Raw genomic sequence first — 24,837 nt, forward strand, 5'->3', positions numbered from 1 at the left:
GTAGTCAACGCCCTCGAGTCTGACGCTTCGCAGACGCCGTCCTCCAGGCCGGCGGTCAGGACCCGACCCTCGGGGTCCTAGGCTGCGGTGGTCCGGTCAGTTCCCTTGGACGCTCGGCCGGCTACTGGGACAGCTCGGTGTTGCGGACCCCGGGGCTGCCCAGTTGCGACCCGCGTCGCTGGCGAAGTCGAGTTGCCCGCAACACGCACGCCACGATCAAGAGCGCCATGACGATCCAGCCGGTGATGGCGAGCGGCCCGACAAGGCGTTCGTCGAAAGGCGGGAAGAGAATGGACTGGTACGAGGCGAAGCTGTTGAGTGCCGCATGGGCGAGCACGCAGGGCAGAAGCGATCCGCTCGCAATCCGGAGCCAGCCGATCAGCACGCCCGCGCCGACACAGCCGATCATCATCATGATGATCCCGAGGGGATTGCGTTGCTCGTAGTTCAGGCCGATCAGGATCGCGGGAGCGTGCCAGAGACCCCAGATTGCGCCGCTGACGCTCAGCGCCCATCCGGGACCGAGCGGCAGTAGTTTCGGGAGGAGCCAGCCGCGCCAACCGACTTCTTCGCCGGTCGCAGCGATCGCGGTGATTGCAATCCCGATCGGGAGATTCACCAGCTGAAGGAGCGCCAGGAGCGCCATCGGCATCGGCGGTTGCTCGCCCGTGACTCGAACGATGAGTTCTTTCGCCACAGATTGTTCGGGGTCGAGCTGCACCCACTCGAACAGCATCCCGAGGCCCCAACTGCCGGAGATCAGCACAAAAGCTCCGGTGACGCCCACGAGAGCGAAGCGCCAGGCTTGACGCGTGAAGAATCCCGTCAGCCCAAGCTCAACCAGGATCGCTTTCCCACGGCGACGTTGGAGCGCGACCGCGACCAGCAGTGCTGCGAGACCCGGTGTGAACATCATCGCCACGGTCCCGATGTACGCACCGGGGCTCCCGACGGGGTCCGAGAGGTCCGCGCTTGCCTGGATTGCTGGCCAGAGCAGCACCCACGGCGCAACGTAGGCCAGGGACACGAACACGCTGATCGCACCCCATCGTGTGCCCCGCGAGCTCCCAGCTGTGGTCTCCCTTTCGTCCTTTCGCGCCGTGATCTGCCTCATGTTGCCTCCTTGTCGGGTCGTAGCAGCCAGTAGGGAACGACTGCCCACGCCGGGCCCGCCAGGATTGCCCACCACGCTGCTGGTGCCACGGTCGAGGCCGCGACTCCCGCGATGATCAGCCAGCTGATCGCCACGGTGGCGATGAATCCAGCGGTCGCCGCGCAGGCGATCCGACCTTTTCGCCGATCTCGAGCGAAGGCAGATCCGACCGCCGCGATGAGAAAGGGTGTTTGCACGGCAGCGAGAAGGCTCACCGTCCCCAAGGGGGTTCCGTACCCGCCTGGGCTGCCGTCTGGACCGAAGGTTGTAGCGATCCGGTCAGGCAGCCGATCCCACCACATGCTGGAGAGAGCTATCTCGATGAGGACTGGAACGGCCGCGGCGAGGGAGCCAAGAGACGCGATACGCACGTGCTGCGCGCTCACCGGACGCCAGTGCCATTCACGCTAGGGCTGTTCCTGGTGGCGTGGTGCCTTCTACCGAGGCGGGTCCAGACCTGGTGCGTCTGCTCATGCGGCGTATACGGCATCGCTGCGATGCCGACGATCGCAATCATGATCAGCCCGAAGCTCCAGAGCCCCATCGTGATGATGATCGCTCCGTGCAGCGTCACGCACAGGACCAAGGCGATCGACCGACTCCGCGCGCCACACAGGATCAGTACACCGATCACGATCTCGGCGATCACCGCGCCCCAGGTCGCGCCCACCGTCACCGCGGGGAGAGTCGTTGCAGCTTGCAGCACAGGAGCAAGGGACCCGCTCGCCCCGAAGAACGGGTCCCGAAGAACGTAGTACTCGGCAGTGCCGTTGGCCCATTCGGGCGCGAACAGCTTGGCTATCGCGGCGTTGAAGTAGATCGCAGCGACCTGAACCCGCATGACCATGAGGCCTGCGAGCGCCACTTGCCGGCGCCAGTTCCCAACGGTCTGCGGCGGATCGAGCAGCCAGCGACGTTGGTCGGCGAGACTGACGGCGACGAGGAGCAGGGTGCAGACCGCAGCGGCTTGGTCGCCGCCGTCGGGGAGCGAGATCGACGCAGCGATCGAGAACGCAACCCACGCGTGCAGGATCGACATGACGGTTGGTGCAATCCCGGCCGCAGCCCCGATGAGCATCATGACCATGGCGGACGTGACGAGTCCATCGGGCAGGGAGCGCCCAAGGCAGTACGTCGAAGCGTTTCGAAGCCCATCACAAACCGGTCCGGCTCCGCTTCCCACCAGAGTCTGCATCAACGCGTCGTACGGCGTTGCCACGAGGATCGTGAGTTGAGCCAGCACGAGCGTCCCGCGAAAGCCGCTGAAGCGGAGCGTCTGAAGGTCCAACCCGCGGAGAGTGCGCCGCAGCCGGGGAGCGCTCACCTCAGCGAAGATCAGTTGCACGACACCTCCACACGTGCAGCCTGCAGCACCCGGAAATTCGGGAGATCGAAGCTACGGAACTCGAACGGAGTCGCCTTCTCCTGAGAGAGGAGGAGATCTCCGCAGAGAGTCTTCCGCTTCGCCCCATTCCTCAGAGCCTGCGGTCGCTCTTCGGCTGCCTGCCGGATGCACTTCTGAGACGCAGATTTGTCTACGCACTTCTTCCAGTTCGCCACCTGCTGATGCAGCGCTGCTAGCTCAGGACCCTGCGCACGCTGCGCGCGCGAGACGCCGAACATGTTCGCTGCTTTGCCTTGCGGCAGCGAAAGCGCCGCTTCGCTTGTCTGCGTGCGGTAGGCGACGTACTGCCGACCCTTGGACGACGCAGTGAAGAACTCCCAGCGCTGTGGCGCTATCGCCAGCACAGCATCTCGGGCCGCCACGGCGACAGGTTCACGACTCGACAACGCGTGTGGAGACAACGACTGCACGATGGTGAGCGCCGTCCAACTCATCAGCACCACGACCGTCGTGGCGAACGGCCAGACCGCTCGTTCCGAACCCATCACCGCAGGGCGAGAGTCAGCTCCGAGGCAAAGGCAGCACTCGAATCGCGGTTTCCTGACTTCGGCCACAACTTTACCTTCACGGAAACTGCCGCCCAGACCAGGACGCCGACTGCGACGACGACGAGGCACTTGCCGTCGCCGGTGACGGTGGCAGAGTCCGAGGTGGCGATGAGCTTGGTCGCGGTTTCAAATGCGTGCAGCGCGTCGAGCACTCGGTACGGGTCGCCGCTCTGTAGTGGGACGGTGATGTTGTCGTGGAACTGCGGGTAGGCGTTCTGGTACTCCGTGGTTAAGGAGGAGATTTGCGCAGCTGTCAGCTTCTGTTCGCCGCTTGGTACGTATTTTGCAAGCTCCGGGTGCTCGGCGATGATCTGCCCCTGCCCGGTGAACAGCTCGATCACGTTCCGATCGGAGAGCGGGGCTCGCTCGGCGGCGAGGTGATGCGTCGTCGGTGTTGCTGCCTGGGCCGGCAGCGCCGGCACTGTGATTGCAGCGGATACGGCTACCATCACGGCCGCAGCCGCGATCATGATCTTCGACATCGAAGGTTTTTCCTCTCGAGGTTCTTGTCAGTTGCTCGACGGCAAAGCAGCTGCCAGCTCGGCCGCGAACTGTTCATCGGTCAGGGCGGAGCCGGATCGGCCCGCAACCCAGACAAGGACGCCCAACCACAGCGTTGCAGCGACCGCGACGGCGATGAGCAGGGCGCACTTGCCGTCGCCGGTAATGGTGGCGGAGTCCGAGGTTGCGATGCTTTCGGTTGCGTTTTCGAATGCGTGCAGCGCGTCGAGCACTCGATACGGGTCGCCGCTCTGCAGCGGGACGGTGATGTTGTCGTGAAACTGCGGGTAGGCGTTCTGGTACTCCGTAGTCACGGCGGAGATCTGCGCAGCTGTCAGCTTCTGTTCGCCGCTTGGTACGTACTTTGCAAGCTCCGGGTGCTCGGCGATGATCCGCCCCTGGCCGGTGAACAGCTCGATCACGTTGCGGTCAGAGAGCGCAGCCCGCTCAGCAGCGACCTGATGCTGCGTTGTCGGTGACGTTGCGTGGGCCGGCAGCGCCGGCACTGTGGTTGCAGCGGAAACGGTGACCATCACGGCCGCAGCCGTAATCATGAACTTCGACATCGAAGCCCCCTTCTCGCGCGGCCCCTCCGCGCTCGGGTATCAACGTACACGCTGTGAAGTGTGAAGCGCAAAATATCAAACGGTGGAAAGTGTGACCCCTGCAGAACCCACTTACGCTGTTCGAGTTCTGGTCGTGACGCCAGTACCAACGCGACCTGTCAGCCGGACGGAAGCCGCGCCTCCAGGCCGGATCGAGAGCCGAGTACGCGGCGGACGCAACACGAACGGCGGCCCTCCTCCTTCCGGAAGAGAGCCGCCGCGGTGTCTCGCAGTGGTCAGCGCGCCGACGGCACCGCCGCGCCCACGAGCTCAGCCCGCACGATGTCCGCCCCAGCGGACAGCGCCCCGAGCTTGTCCAGCGCGGCCCCACGCGCCAGCGGAGCCATCCCGCAGTTGGAACTCGGGATGAGCTTGTCCGCGTCGACGAACTCGAGCGCCCGACGCAGCACCTCCGCGACCTCTTCCGGGTTCTCCACGGTCTCGGTCGCGACGTCGATGGCGCCGAGCATGACCTTCTTGCCACGGATGAGTTCGACGAGCTCGAGCGGGACGTGTGAGTGGATGCACTCCAGCGAGACGATGTCGATCGACGACTGCTGCAGCAGCGGGAAGGACTGCTCGTACTGCCGCCACTCCGCTCCGAGCGTCTCCTTCCACTTGTTGTTCGCCTCGATCCCGTAGCCGTAACAGATGTGCACGGCGGTCTCGGCGCGCAGGCCCTCGGTCGCGCGTTCGAGTGCGGCCACGCCCCAGTCCTGCACCTCGTCGTGGAAGACGGTGAAGGCGGGCTCGTCGAACTGGATGATGTCGACACCGGCGGCTTCGAGCTCGCGCGCTTCCTGGTTGAGGATCGTCGCGAACTCCCACGCCAGCTTCTCGCGGCTCTTGTAGTGCTGGTCGGAGAGGGTGTCGATCATCGTCATCGGGCCGGGGAGCGCCCACTTGATCGGCCGGTCGGTCTGGGCGCGCAGGAAGCGAGCGTCGTCCACGAACACGGGCGCCCGGCGGCTCACGGCACCGACCACTGTCGGGACGGCCGCGTCGTACCGGTCACGGATCCGGACGGTCTCCTTGCGCTCCAGGTCGACGCCATCCAGGTGCTCGATGAACGTCGTGACGAAGTGCTGGCGGGTCTGCTCGCCGTCGCTGACGATGTCGATGCCGCGGCGCTCCTGCTCGTGCACGGCGGAGCGGAGTGCGTCCTGCTTGCCCTCGGTGAGTGCTGCGCCCTGCAGGTTCCAGGGGGACCAGAGCTTTTCGGGCTCGGCGAGCCAGGACGGCTTCGGCAGGCTGCCGACGATCGAGGTGGGGAGGAGGGACGTCATGCGGGTGCGGGTCCTGTCAGGAGGGAACGAGGTCAGAGGGAAACGGCGGCGTCGGCAGCGAAGCGCGAGAGGAGCGCGTGGTGCGGCGTCACGAGGTGCTCCTCGGTCCACCGACCCTGGGTGATCCCGAGGCGGCTGCGCTCCTCACGGTCGTAGGTGACCGGGGTGGGGGTGAAGTCGGTGTGGTCGAGGGTGGGGCGGTAGGTGCTGCCGGCCGGGGTGTTCGCGGCGTAGATCTCCGGGCGGTAGATCTTCTGGAACGTCTCCATGGTGGCGATCGTGCCGATGAGCTGCAGGTCCGTGTAGTCGCCGGTCAGGTCCCCGCGCGTGTAGAACGCGAGCGGGGCCGACGCTCCGGCGGGCTGGAAGTACCGGACCCGCATGCCCATCCGACCGAAGTAGTCGTCGGTGAGCGATGAGTGCTCGTGCTCGTACTCGGCGCCGAGGACGGGGTGGTCGTACCCGGTCTGGCGGTAGGTCTGGCTCGTCGAGACGCTGATGCAGACGACCGGCTCGGCACCGAACCCGTCGCGGAATGCCGGCGACGAAAGGAACCGCTGGAAGAGCGCCCCGTGGAGCACACCGAAGTCGGACGGCAGGCCCTCTGACGACGGCAGCAGCACCGAGAAGTCGTAGTCGCGCAGGTACGACGAGAAGTTGTTGCCGAGGATGCCGTGGTGGTGCTCGCCGGTGTGCTGGTCGACGATCGTGACGTCGAGCATCTCGAGCAGCGGGAACTCGGCGTCCGCTCCATCGTCGGAGAACTGCAGCGAGGCCGAGACGATGTCGAGCTCCAGGCGGTAGCGGTCCCCGGCAACCAAGAGGTCGTTCGCGCGCCCGTCGATCATCGCCAGCGCAGCACGGAGGTTCTGCTGACGGTGCTCGCCGCGCGCCAGGTTGGCGAAGTTCGTGGTCAGCCGTGAGCTGTCGGCGGGGGAGTAGTCCTCGTCGAAGCGGGTCCGGGTGATGCTGAAGGTGAGGTCGTTCGCCATCGTCGGCAATCTGTTCGTCGAGCGCCCGAGGGCACTGGGGAAGGGGTTCCTTGATCATGACGGGAACCACAGGCCATCAGGTAATACCGAGACGCTATGCACCGGTATAGCCTGCGCCTATGGCCCGAGTCTCGAACGACATCACCCTCCAGCAACTCCGGTACTTCATCGAGGTCGCGACCGAGGGTTCGATCAGCGCAGCGGCGGATCTGCTCTACGTGTCGCAACCGACGATGTCCGCGGCGATGAAGGACCTCGAGACCCGGATCGGGCGTCCCCTGTTCGTCCGATCGGCCAGAGGAGTCGTGCTCACCGTCGACGGCGTCGAGTTCCTCGGGTACGCCCGGCAGGTCGTCGAGCAAGTCTCCCTGCTCGAGCAGCGGTACGTCGGCCGGCAGCGGTCGCGTCGGCTGCTCGGGGTGTCCTCCCAGCACTACTCGTTCGCCGTGGAGGCCTTCGTCCGCATGGTCGAGGGCGCTGCTGCAGACGAGTACGAGTTCTCGCTGCGCGAGACACGCACCTGGGACATCATCGAGGACGTTCGCACGCTGCGGAGCGAAGTGGGCATCCTCTACCGCAACGACTTCAACAAGCAGGTGCTCGGCAAGCTGCTGCGGGACGCCGGGGTCGTCTTCACGCCGCTGTTCGTCGCCGAGCCGCACATCTTCGTGGCCCGGCGGAACCCGATCGCGTCACGGGAGCGTGCGACGCTCGAGGACCTCGCCGACCTGCCTCGGCTGACGTTCGACCAGGGCGCGAACAACTCCTTCTACCTTGCGGAGGAGATCCTGTCGACGATGTCGAGCAAGCGGGAGATCCGTGTGTCGGACCGGGCGACGATCTTCAACCTCATGATCGGCCTCGGCGGGTACACGATCTCCACCGGGCTCATCAGCGACGACCTCGACCCCGAGATCGTGGCCATCCCCCTCGACGTCGACGAACGCATCGAGATCGGCTGGATCGCGCACGCCTCGGTTCCCCTCACCGTGCAGGCGCAGACCTACCTGGACGAGTTGCGCGCGGTGGTCATCAGTTACGGCGTGGAGCCGCTCGGGTAGGCAGGCGGTGGATCCGGTGGATCCGGCGGGTCCGGTTGTTCCGGCGGTCGGCCTGGAGGCACGACATGCGTCCGTCAGGAGGCTGCGGTCTCGATCATCGCCGTCACGTGCGGCGCGCTCCACCGCAGGAGCGCGTCAGCAGGTGGACTCTCGAGGTCCTCGCCCCAGATCGCGACGGCCGCGCCCGACATCGGAGCAGCGAGACGAGCTCCGGAATCGCCGTCCCACGTCCGGAGCGACCAGTGCTCGCGGAGATCGGCGACGGTGTACTCGCTGTCGGCCGGGTCGAGGTCGGTCGGCACCTCGTACAGGTAGTACGAGTTGTAGTTGAGCAGGTCGATCCCGGCCTGCTGCAGGTCGCCCGCACTGGCCCGGCGTGCTCGGCGTTCGCGGCGCTCGGCTGCGTCCTCGGTGTCACCGTCGAAGCTCCAGTACGTGACGTGGATGCGCGGGTCCAGCCGCCCGACCGCGGCGCGATCGATCCCGTCGTTCCAGGCCCACACCTCGCGGTTGCCGAGCGCGGCCGCCATCGCGTTCATCCACGCGACGCGTTGGGCGGCGGTGACGTCGCCGCCCCATTCGTCCCCACCGATGTGCACGGTGCGGCTGGACGGGAAGGTTCGCTGCACCTCGGCGTACAGCTTCGTCGCCAGCGCGAGACTGCCGGGCGCCGACGGGTCGAGCTCGCTCTCGCCCGAACGGATGCGGTCGACCCACTTCGTGCCGTGTTGCGCCTCGAGCAGGGCGAAGGCGGCAGCCATGTGGCCGGGAGTGTCGATCTCGGGCACGATCGCGACGCGCCGCTTCGCCGCGTAGTCGGCGATCGTGCGTGCCTGTGCGGCGCTGAGGAACGGACGGCCGGTCACGCGGCTCGTGTAGACGCCGTGGTCGAGGTCCGCGTTCGCGAGGGTCTGACCGAGCACCTTGCTCTCGATCCCGACGTTCTGGTCATCGGTGAGGTGCAGGTGCAGGAAGCGGCCGCCGTTGCCGGCGAGCAGGTCGATGTACCGCTGGATCAGTGCCACGGGGTAGTAAGCGCGAGCGACGTCGAGCATCACGCCGGTCTCGGGACGTGGGCGGGGCGTCGGCTTGGCGGTGACGGTCGAAGCGGACGTCCGGCAGTGCTGCCCGGAGTACGTACCCACGCAGGCGAGGACCGAGTACTTCCCGGCTCGTGCACGGGGCGGCGTCTTCTGGGTGGCGTGCACCGTCGTGCTCGCGCCCGCAGCGAGAGTCGGCACAGCGACCGAGCCGACCGAGTACTTCTTGGTGCCGGCGGACAGGGAGAGCCAGGCGGAGGACGCCGGCTTCCGCACCGAGGTGGTGTTCTCGACCCGCAGCGTGGTGCGCACGGCGGTGCCGCTCGAGATGGTGGTCGCGGTGACCCTGGTGACCGTCACCGGCGACGCTGCGGTGTCCGCTGATCCGGCGACCGCCTCGATGCCGATCAGGGCTGCTGCCGACACGGCGATCGCCACGCCGACCGCGATGGTCCGTCTGACGGAGTGCCGCGCGGTCGCTGGACCGGCAGTCGGGTCCGCAGTTCCGGTGGAGGAGGGCACGGAGACGACGGTAGTTCACCAGGATGCGCGGTTAGCATTCGCCGACCCGGCGCCCGGTCGCGGACCACATCTCACCCAAGGGAGACAACGTGAACGGCCACGAGCGCACCACCGATCGCGGTCGGCGTCGAGGGGCGCTCTGGCTCGTCGCCGGCCTGGTCGTCGCACTCGTGTCGATCGTCGCGACGGGGTGCTCCGCGGCGAAGACCCCGGAGGTCGCCGAGCCGCTCGCGACCTGGAACGCCGCCGTGGCCGACCGGGCCGAGGCGCCCGCGAACTGGGTCGCCCTGGGGGACTCGATCACCGAGGGGCAGGGCGCCTCGTCACGCTCCACCCGGTGGATGGGCCTCACGCTCGACCAGCTGCGCACGGAGCACCCGACGGACGGGGTCACCGGAGGGGCCGGGTACCTCCCCGCCCAGTTCGCCGTGTACGCACCGGATTCGACCTGGGGTGACTGGGCGACGGCGCGCACGGGGGAGAGCCAGTTCGACATCACCACCCCCGACCTCGGCTACCGATCGGTCGGCATGCAGGCGGGCGCCTCGCGGAGCTACGGCTTCACGGGCACCGGGATCGACATCTGGTGGGCGCGCTACCCCGGGTCCGGTGACTTCACCTACAGCGTCGACGGAGCCGCACCGACGACCGTCGCCACGACCGGGACTGCCAGTACCGGGACGATCACGACGGTGGACGGACTGTCGAGCGGGGAGCACACGGTGACCGTCACCGCCGTCGCGCCGTTCTCACTGCTGGGGTTCACGATCTACGACGGCGACCGGGACGCGGGCATCCACCGCTACGACTCCGCGCACTCGGGATCGACGATCGCGACGTTCACGAAGAACCAAGAGGGCTTCCTGACGGCGATGCGTCGTGCTGCTCCGGACCTCATCACCATCACGCTGGGTGGCAACGACGCGGCGAACCTCACACCCGACGAGCTCGGCGCCCAGTACGTGGCGTTCCTCGAGACGCTTGCGGCGCTGCCCACGAAGCCCTCGCTGCTCGTGATCGGCGAGTTCACGCCGGCGTCGAGCATGACGGACGGCATGGCGGAGCCGTGGTCGAGCTACCTCGCCGAGATCAAGCGTGCCGCAGCGAAGGGCGGAGCCGCGTACGTCAGCATGGCCGACACTCTCCCCGAGGCCGACACTTCCGGGACGGGGATCTACTCGACGGACGGCATCCACCCGAACGACGAAGGGCAGCGTCGGATCACGAAGCTCGTCCTCGCCACCCTGGCTGCGCACGAGGGTGACTGACGGAGTGACGGACGGGAGGCGCGGCGCCATCTTGCACCGTGCCTCCTGTCCGACCCGTGTCCCGGTTCAGGCGATGGTGCTGCCGCCGTCGACCAGGAGCTCGCTTCCGGTCATCCCGGAGCTCTGGTCGGACACGAGGAAGAGGACTGCGGCGGCGACCTCGTCGGGTCGGAGGAGACGACCGAGGGGCATCCTGCTGGCCATCTGTTCCAGCAGATCGTCGCCGTTGCCCGGAGCGAGACCCTTCAGCCCGGGCGTCTCGGTGGGCCCGGGGACGACCGTGTTGATCCGGATGCGCCCGGAGTAGTGCCGTCACGACCCCGATCAGCTTCCGTACCGCCGGCCGGTCCGCTGACGCACGGTGGGCATCGGACTGGAGGCGCGGTGCAGGTGAGTCGATCGAATCACCCGCACCGCGCCTCCAGTCCGGGTCGCTGCGAACGCAGCGTCAGCGACGTCAGCCGCGGATGAACGCGAGGATGTCGGGGTTGATGACGTCCGCGTGGGTCGTCAGCATGCCGTGCGGGTAGCCCTCGTAGACCTTCAAGGTCGAGTCGCTGAGGAGCTCGGCCTGCTTCAGCGAGGCGTCCGCGTAGGGCACGACCTGGTCGTCGTCGCCCTGCAGGACGAGGACGGGCACGGTGATCGCGCGCAGGTCCTCGGTCTGGTCCGTCTCCGAGAACGCTTTGATGCCCTCGTAGTGCGCGACGGCACTGCCCGTCATGCCCTGACGCCACCAGTTGGCGATGACCGGCTCGGACGGAGTCACGCCGTCACGGTTGAAGCCGTAGAACGGGCCGGAGGCGACGGCCTGGAAGAACTCGGCGCGGTTGGCGGCGAGTGCCTGGCGGAACCCGTCGAAGACCGAGATGTCCGTGCCCTCGGGGTTCGCGTCGGTCTTCACCATCAGGGGCGGCACGGCGGACACGAGGACGGCCTTGGCGACCCGGCCCTGCGGCTGACCGTACTTCGCGACGTAGCGGGCGACCTGGCCACCACCGGTGGAGTGTCCGATGTGGATCGCGTCGTGCAGGTCGAGGTGCTCGACGACGGCGGACACGTCACTGGCGTAGTGGTCCATGTCGTGGCCGGTGCCGATCTGCGAGGAGCGCCCGTGGCCCCGTCTGTCGCTCGCGATCACACGGAAGCCCTCGGCCAGGAAGTACAACATCTGCGCGTCCCAGTCGTCGGAGGACAGCGGCCAGCCGTGGTGGAACACGATCGGCTGCGCATCGGCGTTGCCCCAGTCCTTGAAGTAGATCTCTGCACCGTCGTCGGTGGTCACGTAACCCATGGTCGGTCTCCTGTGGCTGGTGTTCGGTTGTGGTGGTCGGTGGTCAGCCGAGTTCGGCGATGGCGTCGGTGATGAAGGCCGCGACCTCGGTGGGGTGCGTCTGCATCACCAGGTGTGGTCCGTCGATCTCGACCACCTTGCGGACCCCGGCGCGCTGGTAGCCGAAACGCTCGACGTCCGGGTTGATGGTGTGGTCGGCGCTGGAGACGATGCCCCAGGACGGCTTGGTCTTCCACGCCGCGACGGATGCGGGTTCGCCGAACGCAACCGCGGACAGCGGGCGCTGCGACACTGCGAGGACCTTGGCCTTCTCGAGGTCGAGGCCGCCCGCGAAGACCGCGGGGAAGGCGTCGATGGCCACCGAGACGTCGGTGCCGGGCTCGGCGCCATCGACGGGGTAGGGCGCGTAGACGAGGTTCGCCGCGAGGTCGCTGTCGGGGAACCCGCCCTGGAGGGCGCCGAGGCTCTCGCCTTCCTCGAGCGCGTAGGCGGCGACGAACACGAGCCCGACGACGTTCTCGGCGATACCCGCGACGGTGAGGATCGCGCCGCCGTAGGAGTGCCCGGCGAGCAGGACCGGTCCGTCGATCTGCTCGACGAACGACTTGATGTAGGCCGCGTCGCCGGACAGGCTGCGGTTGAACACGGGCGGAACGAGGACCTCGTGCCCCTGATCGAGGAGGAGCTTCGTGACGGGCGCCCAGCTGGCGGCGTCGGCGAAGGCTCCGTGGATGAGCACGATGGTGGGCGATTCGGTCACGGTGCGGTCCGTCCCGGTCCGCAGCCGGTGCCGCGGACCTCCGTCGGTAGTGGAAGCGTCTGCTTCCGTCCGTGACGCTAGGGCCGCGGGCCGGCGGTGCACATCGGTCACGATGACCGAGATGTGGCGTCGTGTGACTTAGTCGTCCGCCGCGGTCGCCCCGGGTGTCAGGACCGACGGCAGCTGCTGCCTGGTCGAGATGCCGAGCTTCTGGAACGCCGCGTACAGGTGGGCGCCCACCGTCCTGGGGGAGACGAAGAGGTGTTCGCCGATGGCGCGGTTACTCAGGCCCTGGGCTGCGAGCGTGCAGACGCGGAGCTCCTGCGGGGTGAGCAGGTCGATGCTGCGTTGCCCCGTCGTCGGCAGGCGCTCGCCCGTGGCCCGGATGGCGTCTCGTGTCCGCTCTGCCCAGATCGGTGCGGGCATCGCCTCGAACAGGTCCAGGGCTGCGTGCAGGACTGCTCGGGCGGTGGTGCTCCGCCCTGCACGACGCAGACGGCGACCGAGTCGGAGGAGCGCTCGCGCTTGCACGTACGGGACCGGCCAACGATCGTGCTGCAGGGTCGCCCACGCCGACTCGAGGTCGTCGTCCGACAGGAGCGCGGTCCGGGCGGAGTGGACGGCCGTGCGCACCAGGGGAGCGTGCCACCGCTCGTGGAGCCACTCGAGGTCCGCCAACCGCTGCTCGGCGTCCGGTCGGTTGCCGGACTCCAACGCGGCATCGACGTAGTCGTGGGAGGTCAGCACGGCGAAGGTCGGGTTGAACGCGTCGTCGTCGGGGTCGAAGAGACGTCGCAGGGGCTCGAGTGCGTCCGCCGCCCGGCCGGAGATCAGGTGCGCCAACCCGGTCGCGCCGAGCAGCGTTGCGCGCATCGCACTCGAGCGGAGCACCTGCGCGCCCGCCTCGGTCCCGCCAGCGATCCGCTCGGTGTCGGGCTGTTCGCCCTCGAGGGCGTCGAACCAGGCGAGCGCGCACCGCGCCGCGGCGGAGAACCCGGCGTCGCCCAGGTCCCGTCCGAGCGACGCGGCCTGCTGCGCGAGGGCGCGCGCCCGGGCGACGTCCCCGGCGAGGTACGTGGTCATCGAGGTCCCCATGAGGGCCTGCGGGAACGTCCGCAACTCGCCACGCGTCTGCATGCTCGCGAGGGCACGATCGAGCAGGACACGAGCCGTGTCGATTTCGCCCACGAGGTTGAGCGCGTACCCGAGGAGCCACGCTGTCTCTTCGTCCAGGGCCGCGGGCGCCGCCGCCAACGCGAGCTCCAGCACACGATCGCCCCGGGCCAGCGGCTCGGTCCGGGCGGCCAGCAGGATCGACCGCGGGTCGTCCTCTGGAAGCGCGAGGGCTTCGACGACGACGAGCATCGGGTCGCCCGGGTCCGCCTCGGCAGTGTGGTCCCAGGCGATCGCGGCCAGGTGGAGCAGTGCGGCGGTGGCGTGTTCGACCCCGCCTGCCAGCTGCATCTCGGAGACGGCGTGGAGCGCCGGTCCGAGGTCGCCGACTGCCAGGCCCGTCCGACCAGTGGGCAGGGTCTCGGCGACCCACGCTGCGCGCGCCGCGAGCAGCCCAGGAGGCGCCTCGTCGCGAGCCCGTTGCACCAAGAGCGACGCGTCTGAGGTCCTGCCGGACAGCCCGGCGAGTTCCGCCGCGACGATGCGACGCTCGACGCGTCGGGCCACGTCCGACGTCAGCTCGGCGGCACGCTCGTACGCCCGGCTCGCGACGAAGGTGTCGGACATCGCGGTCCGTTCGTCGCCGAGCGCGGCGATCTCGTCCGCGAGGGGATCGTCGTGACCGGTGGCGAGCTCGGCGCGCCACCAGATGGTCCGCGCCGGGTCGTCCTGGTGCTCGAGCACGAGCGACCGGAGGACCGCGGTGCGCTCCGGCGGTGACGTCACCGACAGGACCGCCGACTGCACGAGCGGATGCCGGAACCGGATTGCACGGGGTGCGACCCACTCGAGGAGCGAGGCCGCTGATGCCTGCTCGGTCCAGGTCGGCGTCGGGAACCTGCCGATTGCGCGTGCGGCGACTCGGGCGGCTTCCTCGGCGACGGTGCCGCCGGACAGCGCCACGGCGAGGATCGCCAACCGGACCCCTTGGTCGAGCTCCGTGTACCGATCCGCGAACTCCTGCTCGACCCGTCCGACGACGGGTCGTTCCCGCGTGCGCTCGGCCGCCGCAGTAGACCGGCCGAGCTCGTGCAGCGCCAGGGGGTTGCCCTCGGCGCGGAGCACGAGGTCGCGTCGCGCCTGCCCCGTCGGCGCTCCAGGCACTCCGTCGAGCAGTTCGTCGGCAGCGGACTGGTCGAGTGGACGGAGGTGCAGGCGTCGGATGCCCGGGTTCTCCACCGCATCGGTGTTCCGCGTGGTCATGACGATGACGACCGGGTCCTCACCGACGCGACGGGCCATCATGCGGAGCGCCCACTCGGAGGGTGCATCCATCCAGTGCAGGTCCTCGGCGACGATCAGGAGCGGACGTTCGGCCGCCGCGTCCGAGAGCAGGGTCAGCGCGGCGAGCCCGGCGAGGAGCGGCGACGGCTGGATTCCCGTGGCGACCCCGAACGCGACGTCCAACGCCCGTCGCTGCGGCGACGGCAGGTTCGCGATGCCGCCGCGCAACGGGTACAGGAGCATGTGGAGCGCTGAGTACGGCTCCGCCGACTCAGCGAGGGTGCCGGTCGTCGTGAGTGTCCGCAGTCCGCGGCGGCTCGCGTGCTCGAGCACGTCGGCGACCAGTGACGACTTGCCGATGCCCGCTTCGCCGTCGATCACGAACGCGGAACCACCGCTGTCCACGTGACCGACCGCGTCTCGGAGAGCCGAGGTCTCCCGCTCACGCCCGATGACGGGCTGCGCCTTCGTCACGTCGTCAGTATGGCAGCGCTGCTGGACCGGAGTGAAGCGGCTCCGGCCGCCGAGCTCACCAGGAACTGGGCTTGTAGTCCTTCAAGAACACGCCGAACACGTCCTCGCCCGCCTCGCCCCGAACGATCGGGTCGTACACGCGTGCAGCCCCGTCGACGAGGTCGAGCGGCGCGTGGAAGCCCTCTTCGGCCAGCCGGACCTTCGTCGGGTGCGGTCGCTCGTCGGTGATCCACCCGGTGTCGACGCTCGTCATCAGGATGCGGTCGGTCTCGAACATCTCCTGCGCACTCGTGCGGGTGAGCATGTTCACGGCAGCCTTCGCCATGTTCGTGTGCGGGTGCCCCGGTCCCTTGTAGGCACGGCCGAACACCCCTTCCATCGCGCTGACGTTCACCACGTAGGTGCGGTGCGCCTCGCTCGCGGTCATCGCGGGACGGAGCTTCGAGATCAGGATGAACGGCGCGGTGGTGTTCGCGAGCTGGACCTCGAGCATCTCGAGCGGGTCGACCTCGTCGACGGCCTGCGTCCACGAGTTCACGTCGTGCAGGTCGGGCACGAGACCACCGGCGTCGATCGCGGTGCCCATGGCCAGACGCTCGAGCGAGCTCGACCCCGGAGCCATGGCCTGCTCGGTCAGCTCGTCGGCGCGGGCTGCGGCGGCCGCGAGGATGGGGTGCGCCGTCACCGAGCGGGCGAGCGCCTGCGGGTGCTGGTCGTTCGTGTGCCCGAAGGTCACGAGCTCGGGCAGTGGGCCGTCCGGCAGCGGCGCGAGTTCGGCGTCGACGAGGGGCTGGTACGCGCCGGGCGACCGGCGAACCGTCTGTGTCGCGTTGTTGATCAGGATGTCGAGGGGGCCAGCAGCGGCGACGTCCTCGGCGAGACCGATGACCTGGGCCGGGTCGCGCAGGTCGATGCCGACGACCTTGAGGCGCGAGATCCAGTCGGCGGAGTCCGGCAGGCTCGTGAACCGGCGCACGGCGTCGCGGGGGAACCGCGTCGTGATGGTCGTGTGGGCGCCGTCGCGCAGCAGGCGGAGCGCGATGTACATGCCGATCTTCGCGCGGCCGCCGGTCAGCAGCGCCCGCTTGCCGGTCAGGTCGGTCCGGGCATCACGCTTCGCGTGGCTCATCGCCGCGCACGAGGGGCACAGCTGGTGGTAGAACGCGTCCACGACCGTGTACTGCTGCTTGCACATGTAGCAGGGGCGTGACTTCAGCAGGGTGCCGGCGGTGGACGCCGTCGTCGAGGTGCTGATCGGGACGCCGCGGGTCTCGTCGTCGATCCGGTCGGCGGCTCCGGTCGCGGTGGCGGCGATCACCAGGCGGTCGGCCTCGGCGATGACCGCGCGCTTCTCGAGCCGGTGCGCCCGCTTCACGGCCTTGAACATCTTCGCCGTGGCCTGACGCACCCGCACGAAGTCGGGGTGCGTCTCGTCGATCTCGCTCATCTGCTCGAGCACCCGGAGTGTGGCGTCGAGGTCCTCGGGGAGGATGCCGCTGGGTTCGGGGTGCTCGGAGATCACACGGGATTCTACGTTGGATCAGGCCGCGTCGAGCTCCCGCGTCAACGCCGCCACGAAGTCGTCGATGTCCTGCTCCGACGTGTCGTACGCGCACATCCACCGCACCTCGTTGCGGCTGGCGTCCCAGTCGTAGAACCGGAAGTGCTTGCGCAGCCGCTCGGCCACCCCCGCGGGCAGCGTCGCGAACACCCCGTTCGCCTGGGTCTCCTGGCTGAACCCGACGCCCTGGATGCTGCCGTCGGCGATCCGGGCCTCGAGTGCGCCGCGGAGCCGGGCGGCCATGGCGTTGGCGTGCCCGGCGGAGCGCAGGTACAGGTCGTCGGACAGCAGCGCGATGAGCTGCGCGGAGACGAACCGCATCTTCGACGACAGCTGCATGTTCATCTTGCGCAGGTAGTGCAGTCCCTCGGATGCCGCGGGGTTGAGCACGACGATCGCCTCGCCGTAGAGCATGCCGTTCTTCGTGCCGCCGAAGCTCAGCACGTCCACGCCGGCATCGGTGGTGAAGTCGCGCAGGGGTAGGCCGAGGGTCGCGGCGGCGTTGGAGATGCGAGCGCCGTCCATGTGCAGCGTCATGCCGAGCGGGTGGACGTGGTCCGCGATCGCCCGGATCTCGTCGACCGTGTAGGCGGTACCGAGCTCGGTGGTCTGCGTGATCGACACCACGAGCGGCTGGGCACGGTGCTCGTCACCCCATCCCCAGGCCTCCTTGTCGATGAGCTCGGGGGTGAGCTTGCCGTCGGGGGTCTCGACCGGCAGCAGCTTGATCCCCCCGATGCGCTCGGGAGCACCCGCTTCGTCGGTGTGGATGTGCGCGGTCGTGGTGCACACGACGGCGCCCCACCGCGGCAGCATCGACTGCAGCCCGACGACGTTCGCGCCGGTCCCGTTGAACACCGGGAACGCCTGCGCCTGCGAGCCGAAGTGGTCGCCGATCACCTCGTTGAGGCGGGCCGTGTAGACGTCCTCGCCGTAGGCGATCTGGTGGCCGTCGTTGGCCGCGGCGATCGCGTCGAGGATCTCGGGGTGGACACCGGCGTAGTTGTCCGAGGCGAAGCCCCGCAGGTCCAGGTCGTGGAGTCGAAGGGTCACTGGTTCATCCTAGGTTCGAGGCCGCAGCTGGAGCGGCTGAGAGCGGGAGACGGGCGCCGTTCACGTCGGCCGGCGGCGCCGTCCAGAGCCGCACGACTTCGTCGCCGAGCCGCTCTTCGAGACCGGCGAGGGCGCCGACGACGAAGACGGTGGCTGCCGCCGAGTCCGGTGCGTCCTTCTGGAAGCCCTGGGCCACGGCACGGACCCATGCGTCGGAGGCGGCCTTGGCGGCTGCGTAGTTCGCGGCACCCGCGGTGGGAGAGTCGACGGCGGTGGACGAGACGAACGCGAGCCGTCCGGCCGGGGACGCCACCAGGTCGTCGTAGAAGACGCGTGTGGTGTTCCGCAGGGTGCGGAACGCCCGGTCGAAGAAGTCCCAGTCGTCGTCCGACTGGCCGACGATGCCGCCGCCCCCGCGCCACCCACCGACCAGGTGGATCAGCCCGTCGACCGGACCCGCCGTCTCGCGGACCGCAGCCGCGAGCGCGGTGACCGCCCCGAGGTCTGCGAGGTCGCACATGTGGGTCGTGACGCCCGGGACGGAGGCGCGCAGGGCCTCCAGTGCGTCTGGTCTGGTGCCGACCGCGACGACGGCCGCTCCGGCGGAGGTGAGTGCGCGCGCGACGGCCGCGCCGCTGGTGCTGGTCGCGCCCGCGACCAGCACCGTGCGACCGGACAGGGATCCAGCGCTCACGCGGCGACGTCCGGAACGGACGGAGCAGTGGACGGAGCAACCGACGACGAGCCGGTGATGCCGGCCGTCGATGCGATGACCGCAGCCATCTTCTTGTTCAGGGCCTCGTAGAACATCGACAGCGGGAATTCGTCGTCGAGCACGGCGTCGGTGTAGCCCTTGGGCATTCCGGCGAGCGTTTCCTCCGGCAGTCCCCGCGCCCATCTCGATGCCGGGTGCGGCGTGAGCGTCCGGGTCAGCATCTCGTACGCGGCGAGCCAGTGCGCTGATTTCGGTCGGTCGATCGACCGCCGGTACAACTCGTTGATCTGATCGCTGAGCGCGATGATCACATCGGGAACGGCATCCCAGTCGATGGTGAGCTGCGTGTCCGTCCAGTGCAGGACATCGTGCTGGTGCATCCACGCGAACAACAACTGCCCGCCGAGCCCGTCGTAGTTCCGGACACGGCTGCCGGTGATCGCGAACCGGAAGATGCGGTCGAAGACGACGGCGTACTGCACCAGGCGGGCGTGGTCGCGGATCGCGCGTCGGGCATCGTCGAGATCTGCGTCCGGCACCGCGGAAAGCGCGCGTTCGAGCCGCACGGATTCCCGGAACGCCGTCAGGTCGCAGCGGAGTTCTTCCAGCGAGTAGAGGAAGAACGGCATCCGCTGCTTGATCATGAACGGGTCGAACGGCAGGTCGCCGCGCATGTGCGATCGGTCGTGGATGATGTCCCACATCACGAAGACCTGTTCCGTCAGCTCCTGGTCGTCGAGCATTGCTGCAGCGTCGTCCGGCAACTCCAGTTTGGTGATCTCCGCAGCGGCACGGACGACTCGGCGGTAGCGAGCGGCTTCGCGGTCCTGGAAGATCGCACCCCACGTGAACGTCGGGATCTCGCGCATCGCGACCGTCTCGGGGAACAGCACCGCAGAATTCGTGTCGTACCCGGGCGTGAAGTCGACGAACCGCAACGCGACGAAGAGCGTGTTGCTGTAGTCGCCCGCTTCGAGTTCCGCGATGAACTCCGGCCAGATGACCTCGACCAGGACGGCTTCGACCAATCGCGAGGAACTGCCGTTCTGCGTCACCATCGGGAAGACGACCAGGTGGCCGAGTCCGTCGATGCGGTGCTGTTGCGGATGGAATGCGTTCAGTGCGTCGAGGAAGTCGGGAACGCCGAAACCGTCGCGTTCCCAGCGTGCGAAGTCGCGCTGCAGTGCAGCGAGGTACGCCGCATCGTGCGGGAAGAACGGGGCGAGTTCGGCAACGGCCGGGAGGATCGTGGCCAGGTGTTCCGAAGCAGTCGCGTGGTCCGACTGGTCGGGTATCGAGCCGTCGGCCGTCTGCAGCGCACGGAACGACACGACAGCGGCTTTCAGCCGCGTCCACGCGGGATGCTTGGCGACCTCGCGCACCGACGGGCGGTCCTCGACGACCTCGGGTTCTCCGACGATGGCGCCCTGCGTGAACTCCTGGACGAACTGTGACATGTCGAACCTCCCGTCATTGGGCCGGCCGCGGATCTGCGGCGTGGTGGTGCGCTTGTCATGAGCCTAGGGAGGATCGGGGGACGCATTCTTGCCCATCCGCGGGGGAATCGTGCGCCGGGGCATTGTCCGCGCACGCGATGCCGCTCGGCGCGCAACGTTTCGTCGCTGCGGCGTGGATCTGGCGGTCGAGCGCGGTGCCGACTCGGTCGATACGGTTGTCTGCATGGCACGCTTCACGCCCCCAGCCGCCGACGCGATGCGCGCACGACTCCTGCTCGCAGCACGCGACGAGTTCGCCGCGGCTGGGCTCGTCGGCGCCAAGATCGAACGGATCGCCGCGGCGGCGTCGAGCAACAAGGCGCAGGTCTTCCACTACTTCGGCAGCAAGGAGGGGCTGTTCGACGCCCTCCTCGCCCAGACCGTCGCCGAGACGTTCGACGAGGTCCCGGTCGACACCGATGACCTCGCCGAGTGGGCTGCCCGGCTGCACGACTCGTACGTCCGGCGTCCGTGGGCCGAACGGCTCGCCACGTGGCACCGCCTCGAGCGGGGGAGCGACGGTGCGCTCGAAGCCGTCGTCGCGAGCAACGCCGAGGCCGTCGCCGCGGTGGAGCACGCCCAGCGCGCCGGGGTCCTGCCGCGCAGCTACCGGCCGGCGGTGCTGCTCGGTCTGGTGATGCACCTCGCCGCGTTCTGGAGCTCGAGTTCTCCCGAGTACGGCTCGTTGGTCGCGGCGGTCGCACCTGCGCGGCGTCGGCAGATCGTGATCGACGCGGTGAAGGCACTCGTCGGGGGCTGACGTGTCGCACGGCCGGGCGTAGGGTTCGGCCCATGAGCAGCGACAACCGATTCCTCCGCGCGACCTTCGGACGTCCGCTGGTCTGGGTCGGCGTCGTGTGGCTCGCGGTCGGGGTGCTCTGGAGCGTCCTGGCGATCATCGAGCCGAGCACGTTCCGCGCGATCATGGCCGTCCTGTGGCTCGTGCTCGGCGGCAGCATGCTCGCCGTCGCACTCCGCGACAGGAAGCGCGGCCTCGGCCGGTACCAGCGCTAGTCGAGGCGATCCGAGCGCGCAGGCAGGACCCGCACCGGGCCTCCCGTCAGCCTGCCGCGTCCGCGGCCACCCGCAGCGTCCGCTCCGCATCGTCGAGGTAGTCCGCCAACAGCGCCGACGCTCCCGCCTGGTCGCCGGCGCGCAACGCCGCGACGATCGCGTCGTTCCGGTCCACGAACTCGGCGTGGAACGACCCCGGGTCGTCGGTCGTCAGGAAGGCCAGCCGCATCTCGGCGAGCAGCCCGTCCATCAGTCCGTGGATCCGCGCGCTCGGGACCGCGCGCACGAGCTCGGAGTGGAACCGGATGTCCGCGGTGCCCACGGCGCCCCAGTCGCCCGCGGTGGCAGCGTCCCGTGCGGTCGTGACGGCCGCAGCGGCTGCGTCGAGCGCGGGTGACGTCGGCGAGCACGCGCGGACCGCGGCTTCCTCGAGCACCCGTCGGGCGGCGTACAGGTCGGCGACGTCCTCGGTGGAGAGGCGTCGCACGAAGACCCCGCGGTTGAACACGTGCTCGACCAGCCGGTCCCGCGCGAGCAGCCGGAAGGCCTCGCGCAGGGTGTTCCGTGACACCCCGAGCTGGTCGCTCAACCGCTCCTCGGACAGCTGCGTCCCGGGGGAGAACTCGCCCGCCGCGATCATGGTGCGCAGCCGGTCGGCCGTCGTGTCGGCACCGCTGACGGTTCGGGTCATGTCCCGATCCTGACACGGCCTCGGGCATCGCAGGTGCGAACCCCGCACCGTGTGACCGTCGTGTTACAGAGCAGAACACCCCCTTGCGATTGTTGAACAATGCGGTCCAGACTGTCCCGCATGTTCGTCCTCATCGGCGTCGCCGTCGTCATCATCGGGTTCGCGTTGCGCATCAACGCGCTGCTCGTCGTGACCGTCGCGGGCATCGTCACCGCGGCCATCGGCGGGATCGGTCCCGTCGGCATCCTCACCGCCTTCGGCGACGGCTTCGCGTCGAGCCGGTCCGTCACGACCTTCGCGCTCGTCCTGCCCGTCATCGGCCTGATCGAGCGCTACGGGCTGCAGGACCAGGCCAAGCGCCTGATCGCGAAGCTCGACAAGCTCACGACGGGTCGTCTGCTGGCCGGGTACCTGGCCATCCGGCAGGTCACGGCCGCGGTCGGCCTCACCAGCATCGGCGGGCCGGCGCAGACCGTGCGGCCCCTCGTGCACCCGATGGCCGAAGGGGCGGCGATCAAGAAGTACGGCCGGATCGACGAGCGGATGCGCGAGAAGATCAAGGGCTACTCGGCGTCGTCGGACACCGTCGGGGTCTTCTTCGGCGAGGACGTCTTCGTCGCCGTCGGCTCGATCCTGCTCATCACGACCTTCGTCGACGCCACCTACGGTCTGTCGCTCGAACCCATCGACCTGGCGCTGTGGGCGATCCCGACCGGCATCGCCGCGCTCCTGGTCCACGGCACGCGGCTGCTGCTGTTCGACCGCACGCTCGACAAGATGGCCGCCGACGCACGCGTCGACGCCCCGACGCAGGGAGCCGCAGCGTGATCACCAGCGAATGGCTCTACTGGCTCATCGGCGCGTTCTTCATCGCGGTCGCCGTCTTCATCGTCACGGACACCTCGCACGCGAAGCGACTCGGCAACGCGGCGTTCTGGGGGATCCTCGGGGTCTCGTTCTTCTACGGCACCTTCGTCGCCGCGAAGACGGCGCCGTCGTGGGTGCTCGGCATCGCCGTCCTGGTGATGGTCGCGCTCGCCGGACTCGGGTTCACCGGGACCACCAGTCGCACGCGGGTCGCCAGCATCCCCGGTGCCGGCACGGGTGCCGAGACCGGTCCCGCCGAACCCACCGCTGCCGCCACGAAGCCGTCCGCCAGCACGAGCGTCCTCGCGACGACCAGCCCCGACGAGCGCGCGGCGTTCGCCACCCGGTTCGGCAACAGGCTCTTCATCCCGGCGCTGGTCGTGCCCGTGGTCGCCGTCCTCGTGGCGACGCTCGGTCCGCTCGTCTCGATCGGCGGCGAACCGCTGCTCGCCGAGGGCAGCGCGACCCTGACCGGCCTGGGCATCGGGTCGGTGCTGGCTGTGGTCGTCGCGGTGTTCGTCCTGCGCCCGCCGAGGATCGCCACGCCCATCCGCGAGGGCGGCCGACTGCTGCAGGCCATCGGGTGGGCGGCGCTGCTGCCGCAGATGCTCTCCACCCTCGGCATCGTCTTCACCCAGGCCGGGGTCGGCGACGCCGTCGGCACGATCATCAAGTCGATCCTGCCCGGCGGGTCGCTGATCGCCGCGGTCGTCGTCTACTGCCTCGGCATGGCGCTCTTCACGATCATCATGGGCAACGCGTTCGCCGCCTTCCCGATCATGACGGCCGCCATCGGCTGGCCCGTCCTGGTGCAGGGCTTCGACGGCAACCCGGCCGCGATCTTCGCCATCGGCATGCTCGCCGGGTTCTGCGGGACGCTCGTCACGCCGATGGCCGCGAACTTCAACCTGGTGCCGGCTGCCCTGCTCGAGATGCGGGACAAGTACGGTCCGATCAAGGCGCAGATCCCGACCGCCGCCATCCTGCTCGTCGTCAACATGGGAGTCATGTACCTTGTCGCTTTCTGATGCTGCCCCGCTCGACCTGACCCGGGCCGCGTGGGCCGACCGCTTCGCGGCCGTCGCCGCCGAGAACACCACGCGCGAGTACCCGTACGCGGCGCACCACACGACGTCCGGCCCGGACGACCGGGCGCTGCCGGTCGAACTGCACCCCGCCTTCGCGACGTCCTACGACTGGCACTCGTCCGTGCACATGCACTGGCTCGCAGCGCGTCTGGTCGCGCACGGTCTGCCGGCCGATCTGGAGGCCCGGCTCACCACGATCCTGCGGGCCCACCTGAGCGCGGATCACCTGGCGACGGAAGCCGCCTACTTCCACACGACGCCGCACTACGAGCGCCCCTACGGGTGGGCCTGGCTCGCGAAGCTCGCCGCCGAGGTCTCCGCGTCCGAGGTGCCGGCCATCCGGCAGCTCGCCCCCGGGTTCGCGCCCGTCGTCGACGTGCTCGAGGACCTCGTCACCCGGTGGGTCGACGGCGCTGCCCACCCGGTGCGGCACGGGGTGCACTCGAACTCCGCGTTCGGGCTGCTGCTCGTGCTCGAGGCCGCACGGTCGCTCGGCCGCGACGGGCTCGCCGCAACGGTGGAGCGGGCGGCGCGCGACTGGTTCGGCGAGGACGCCGGGTGGCCGTTCGCCTGGGAGCGCAGCGGGCACGACTTCCTGTCCGCCGGTCTGGCCGAAGCCGACCTGATGCGGGCCGTGCTGACCCCGGCCGAGTTCGCGACGTGGTCGGACGGCTTCTTCGCCCAGGTGCGGTCGGGCGACGCGATCCTGCAGTCGACGGTGGTCCGTGACGAGAACGACCCGCAGCAGGTGCACCTGTTCGGGCTCGACCTGTCGCGAGCGGGATCGGCCCGACGCATCGCGGACGCCCTGCGCGCCGGCGAGCTGGACGACGACGGACTCGCGAGCCTGCTCGACGAGGCGGCGGACCGGCTGCTGGCCTCGGGCCTGGCCGCCAGCGTCGGCGAGGAGTACTACTCCACGCACTGGCTCGCGAGCTTCGCCTGGGACGCCATGGAAGCACGCGAGCACGCCGCGCGCTGACCCTCGAACGAGGGGCATGGTCGCCGGTCCGGCGTGCTGCTGTCAACCCCCTGCATCGGTTGCA

24 protein-coding genes are annotated in these 24,837 nt (G+C 69.0%); 7 read left to right on the forward strand and 17 right to left on the reverse strand.

Going from position 1 to position 24,837, the window contains the following annotated elements; all coding sequences use genetic code 11:
* Positions 1 to 121: 121 nt before the first annotated feature.
* From EDF42_RS17130 to EDF42_RS17165, 7 genes are all read right to left on the reverse strand, one after another.
* On the reverse strand, positions 122 to 1,114 hold the full coding sequence (locus tag EDF42_RS17130) for a CPBP family intramembrane glutamic endopeptidase (protein WP_123673623.1): 993 nt from the start codon (positions 1,112 to 1,114) through the stop codon (positions 122 to 124).
* A 421-nt stretch (positions 1,115 to 1,535) separates the two neighbouring features.
* Complete coding sequence (locus EDF42_RS17140) at positions 1,536 to 2,498, reverse strand: sporulation-delaying protein SdpB family protein (RefSeq protein ID WP_123673627.1); 963 nt, start codon at positions 2,496 to 2,498, stop codon at positions 1,536 to 1,538.
* Positions 2,489 to 3,043: an SdpA family antimicrobial peptide system protein gene (locus EDF42_RS17145; RefSeq protein WP_148067851.1), complete on the reverse strand. Its 555-nt coding sequence runs from the start codon at positions 3,041 to 3,043 to the stop codon at positions 2,489 to 2,491. Before EDF42_RS17145 ends, EDF42_RS17140 begins: the two co-directional genes overlap by 10 nt.
* Positions 3,043 to 3,588 (reverse strand): hypothetical protein, encoded by a 546-nt coding sequence (locus tag EDF42_RS17150; protein ID WP_123673632.1) that lies wholly within the window; start codon positions 3,586 to 3,588, stop codon positions 3,043 to 3,045. The genes EDF42_RS17145 and EDF42_RS17150 overlap by 1 nt, the downstream gene beginning before the upstream one ends.
* A gap of 27 nt (positions 3,589 to 3,615) precedes the next feature.
* Positions 3,616 to 4,173 carry a hypothetical protein gene (locus tag EDF42_RS17155; protein ID WP_123673634.1) on the reverse strand — a complete coding sequence of 186 codons (558 nt, stop codon included), beginning with the start codon at positions 4,171 to 4,173 and terminating at the stop codon, positions 3,616 to 3,618.
* Between the two features lie 275 nt (positions 4,174 to 4,448).
* Complete coding sequence (locus tag EDF42_RS17160) at positions 4,449 to 5,498, reverse strand: methionine synthase (RefSeq protein WP_123673636.1); 1,050 nt, start codon at positions 5,496 to 5,498, stop codon at positions 4,449 to 4,451.
* Positions 5,499 to 5,530: 32 nt separating this feature from the next.
* Complete coding sequence (locus EDF42_RS17165) at positions 5,531 to 6,490, reverse strand: putative oxygenase MesX (protein WP_123673638.1); 960 nt, start codon at positions 6,488 to 6,490, stop codon at positions 5,531 to 5,533.
* Positions 6,491 to 6,609: 119 nt separating this feature from the next.
* Here EDF42_RS17165 and EDF42_RS17170 point away from each other — a divergent pair, with 119 nt between their 5' ends.
* Positions 6,610 to 7,551, forward strand: a complete 942-nt coding sequence (locus tag EDF42_RS17170) for a LysR family transcriptional regulator (RefSeq protein ID WP_123673640.1) — start codon at positions 6,610 to 6,612, stop codon at positions 7,549 to 7,551.
* Positions 7,552 to 7,625: 74 nt separating this feature from the next.
* Here EDF42_RS17170 and EDF42_RS17175 read toward each other — a convergent pair whose 3' ends face one another.
* A complete protein-coding gene (locus EDF42_RS17175; protein WP_148067853.1) occupies positions 7,626 to 9,113 on the reverse strand; it encodes a family 20 glycosylhydrolase in 1,488 nt (495 codons plus the stop codon).
* An 89-nt stretch (positions 9,114 to 9,202) separates the two neighbouring features.
* On the opposite strand from EDF42_RS17175, the gene EDF42_RS17180 reads away from it, so the two are divergent.
* On the forward strand, positions 9,203 to 10,381 hold the full coding sequence (locus EDF42_RS17180; RefSeq protein ID WP_185041034.1) for a GDSL-type esterase/lipase family protein: 1,179 nt from the start codon (positions 9,203 to 9,205) through the stop codon (positions 10,379 to 10,381).
* A gap of 66 nt (positions 10,382 to 10,447) precedes the next feature.
* On the opposite strand, the gene EDF42_RS17185 is transcribed toward EDF42_RS17180, so the two are convergent.
* The 8 genes from EDF42_RS17185 to EDF42_RS17220 all read right to left on the reverse strand — a co-directional run bounded on the left by EDF42_RS17185 (position 10,448) and on the right by EDF42_RS17220 (position 20,092).
* Positions 10,448 to 10,675: an SDR family oxidoreductase gene (locus tag EDF42_RS17185; RefSeq protein WP_123341215.1), complete on the reverse strand. Its 228-nt coding sequence runs from the start codon at positions 10,673 to 10,675 to the stop codon at positions 10,448 to 10,450.
* 163 nt (positions 10,676 to 10,838) lie between these two features.
* Positions 10,839 to 11,675 (reverse strand): alpha/beta fold hydrolase, encoded by an 837-nt coding sequence (locus EDF42_RS17190; protein ID WP_123341214.1) that lies wholly within the window; start codon positions 11,673 to 11,675, stop codon positions 10,839 to 10,841.
* A gap of 43 nt (positions 11,676 to 11,718) precedes the next feature.
* Positions 11,719 to 12,435, reverse strand: coding sequence for an alpha/beta fold hydrolase (locus EDF42_RS17195; RefSeq protein ID WP_123341213.1), 717 nt, complete (start codon positions 12,433 to 12,435; stop codon positions 11,719 to 11,721).
* 138 nt (positions 12,436 to 12,573) lie between these two features.
* Positions 12,574 to 15,306, reverse strand: a complete 2,733-nt coding sequence (locus EDF42_RS17200; RefSeq protein WP_123341212.1) for a LuxR family transcriptional regulator — start codon at positions 15,304 to 15,306, stop codon at positions 12,574 to 12,576.
* A 55-nt stretch (positions 15,307 to 15,361) separates the two neighbouring features.
* Positions 15,362 to 16,828 (reverse strand): SDR family NAD(P)-dependent oxidoreductase, encoded by a 1,467-nt coding sequence (locus tag EDF42_RS17205; RefSeq protein ID WP_123673646.1) that lies wholly within the window; start codon positions 16,826 to 16,828, stop codon positions 15,362 to 15,364.
* Between the two features lie 18 nt (positions 16,829 to 16,846).
* Entirely contained in the window at positions 16,847 to 17,920 is a 1,074-nt protein-coding gene (locus EDF42_RS17210) for a low specificity L-threonine aldolase (protein ID WP_123341210.1), read from the reverse strand.
* Between the two features lie 4 nt (positions 17,921 to 17,924).
* Positions 17,925 to 18,614: an SDR family oxidoreductase gene (locus EDF42_RS17215; RefSeq protein ID WP_260235553.1), complete on the reverse strand. Its 690-nt coding sequence runs from the start codon at positions 18,612 to 18,614 to the stop codon at positions 17,925 to 17,927.
* Positions 18,611 to 20,092, reverse strand: a complete 1,482-nt coding sequence (locus EDF42_RS17220) for a DUF6421 family protein (protein WP_123673648.1) — start codon at positions 20,090 to 20,092, stop codon at positions 18,611 to 18,613. Before EDF42_RS17220 ends, EDF42_RS17215 begins: the two co-directional genes overlap by 4 nt.
* A gap of 223 nt (positions 20,093 to 20,315) precedes the next feature.
* Here EDF42_RS17220 and EDF42_RS17225 point away from each other — a divergent pair, with 223 nt between their 5' ends.
* Positions 20,316 to 20,891, forward strand: coding sequence for a TetR family transcriptional regulator (locus tag EDF42_RS17225; protein WP_148067855.1), 576 nt, complete (start codon positions 20,316 to 20,318; stop codon positions 20,889 to 20,891).
* Between the two features lie 32 nt (positions 20,892 to 20,923).
* A complete protein-coding gene (locus EDF42_RS17230) occupies positions 20,924 to 21,145 on the forward strand; it encodes a hypothetical protein (RefSeq protein ID WP_123341204.1) in 222 nt (73 codons plus the stop codon).
* 46 nt (positions 21,146 to 21,191) lie between these two features.
* Here the strand turns inward: EDF42_RS17230 and EDF42_RS17235 are convergent, their stop codons facing one another.
* The gene (locus EDF42_RS17235; RefSeq protein WP_123673651.1) at positions 21,192 to 21,836 is read right to left on the reverse strand and encodes a GntR family transcriptional regulator; all 645 of its coding nucleotides are present in this window, start codon (positions 21,834 to 21,836) and stop codon (positions 21,192 to 21,194) included.
* A gap of 120 nt (positions 21,837 to 21,956) precedes the next feature.
* On the opposite strand from EDF42_RS17235, the gene EDF42_RS17240 reads away from it, so the two are divergent.
* Genes EDF42_RS17240 through EDF42_RS17250 form a run of 3 tightly spaced genes read left to right on the forward strand, consistent with a single transcriptional unit; the run spans position 21,957 to position 24,773 of the window.
* Positions 21,957 to 22,664, forward strand: a complete 708-nt coding sequence (locus EDF42_RS17240; RefSeq protein ID WP_123291728.1) for a DUF969 domain-containing protein — start codon at positions 21,957 to 21,959, stop codon at positions 22,662 to 22,664.
* A complete protein-coding gene (locus EDF42_RS17245) occupies positions 22,661 to 23,731 on the forward strand; it encodes a DUF979 domain-containing protein (protein WP_123673653.1) in 1,071 nt (356 codons plus the stop codon). The genes EDF42_RS17240 and EDF42_RS17245 overlap by 4 nt, the downstream gene beginning before the upstream one ends.
* The gene (locus tag EDF42_RS17250; protein ID WP_260213598.1) at positions 23,718 to 24,773 is read left to right on the forward strand and encodes a DUF2891 domain-containing protein; all 1,056 of its coding nucleotides are present in this window, start codon (positions 23,718 to 23,720) and stop codon (positions 24,771 to 24,773) included. Before EDF42_RS17245 ends, EDF42_RS17250 begins: the two co-directional genes overlap by 14 nt.
* The last annotated feature ends 64 nt before the right edge of the window (positions 24,774 to 24,837 follow it).

Origin of the sequence: Curtobacterium sp. PhB172, from assembly GCF_003752545.1 — a bacterium.
In the GTDB taxonomy this organism is placed as follows: Bacteria; Actinomycetota; Actinomycetes; order Actinomycetales; family Microbacteriaceae; genus Curtobacterium.

What these genes read in the sequence shown, in the direction of transcription:
- EDF42_RS17130 (WP_123673623.1), bottom strand. Translation starts at nt 1,114, where the DNA reads ATGAGGCAGATCACGGCGCGAAAGGACGAAAGGGAGACCACAGCTGGG.
- EDF42_RS17145 (WP_148067851.1), bottom strand. Translation starts at nt 3,043, where the DNA reads ATGGGTTCGGAACGAGCGGTCTGGCCGTTCGCCACGACGGTCGTGGTG.
- EDF42_RS17150 (WP_123673632.1), bottom strand. Translation starts at nt 3,588, where the DNA reads ATGTCGAAGATCATGATCGCGGCTGCGGCCGTGATGGTAGCCGTATCC.
- EDF42_RS17155 (WP_123673634.1), bottom strand. Translation starts at nt 4,173, where the DNA reads ATGTCGAAGTTCATGATTACGGCTGCGGCCGTGATGGTCACCGTTTCC.
- EDF42_RS17160 (WP_123673636.1), bottom strand. Translation starts at nt 5,498, where the DNA reads ATGACGTCCCTCCTCCCCACCTCGATCGTCGGCAGCCTGCCGAAGCCG.
- EDF42_RS17165 (WP_123673638.1), bottom strand. Translation starts at nt 6,490, where the DNA reads ATGGCGAACGACCTCACCTTCAGCATCACCCGGACCCGCTTCGACGAG.
- EDF42_RS17170 (WP_123673640.1), top strand. Translation starts at nt 6,610, where the DNA reads ATGGCCCGAGTCTCGAACGACATCACCCTCCAGCAACTCCGGTACTTC.
- EDF42_RS17190 (WP_123341214.1), bottom strand. Translation starts at nt 11,675, where the DNA reads ATGGGTTACGTGACCACCGACGACGGTGCAGAGATCTACTTCAAGGAC.
- EDF42_RS17220 (WP_123673648.1), bottom strand. Translation starts at nt 20,092, where the DNA reads ATGTCACAGTTCGTCCAGGAGTTCACGCAGGGCGCCATCGTCGGAGAA.
- EDF42_RS17225 (WP_148067855.1), top strand. Translation starts at nt 20,316, where the DNA reads ATGGCACGCTTCACGCCCCCAGCCGCCGACGCGATGCGCGCACGACTC.
- EDF42_RS17230 (WP_123341204.1), top strand. Translation starts at nt 20,924, where the DNA reads ATGAGCAGCGACAACCGATTCCTCCGCGCGACCTTCGGACGTCCGCTG.
- EDF42_RS17235 (WP_123673651.1), bottom strand. Translation starts at nt 21,836, where the DNA reads ATGACCCGAACCGTCAGCGGTGCCGACACGACGGCCGACCGGCTGCGC.
- EDF42_RS17240 (WP_123291728.1), top strand. Translation starts at nt 21,957, where the DNA reads ATGTTCGTCCTCATCGGCGTCGCCGTCGTCATCATCGGGTTCGCGTTG.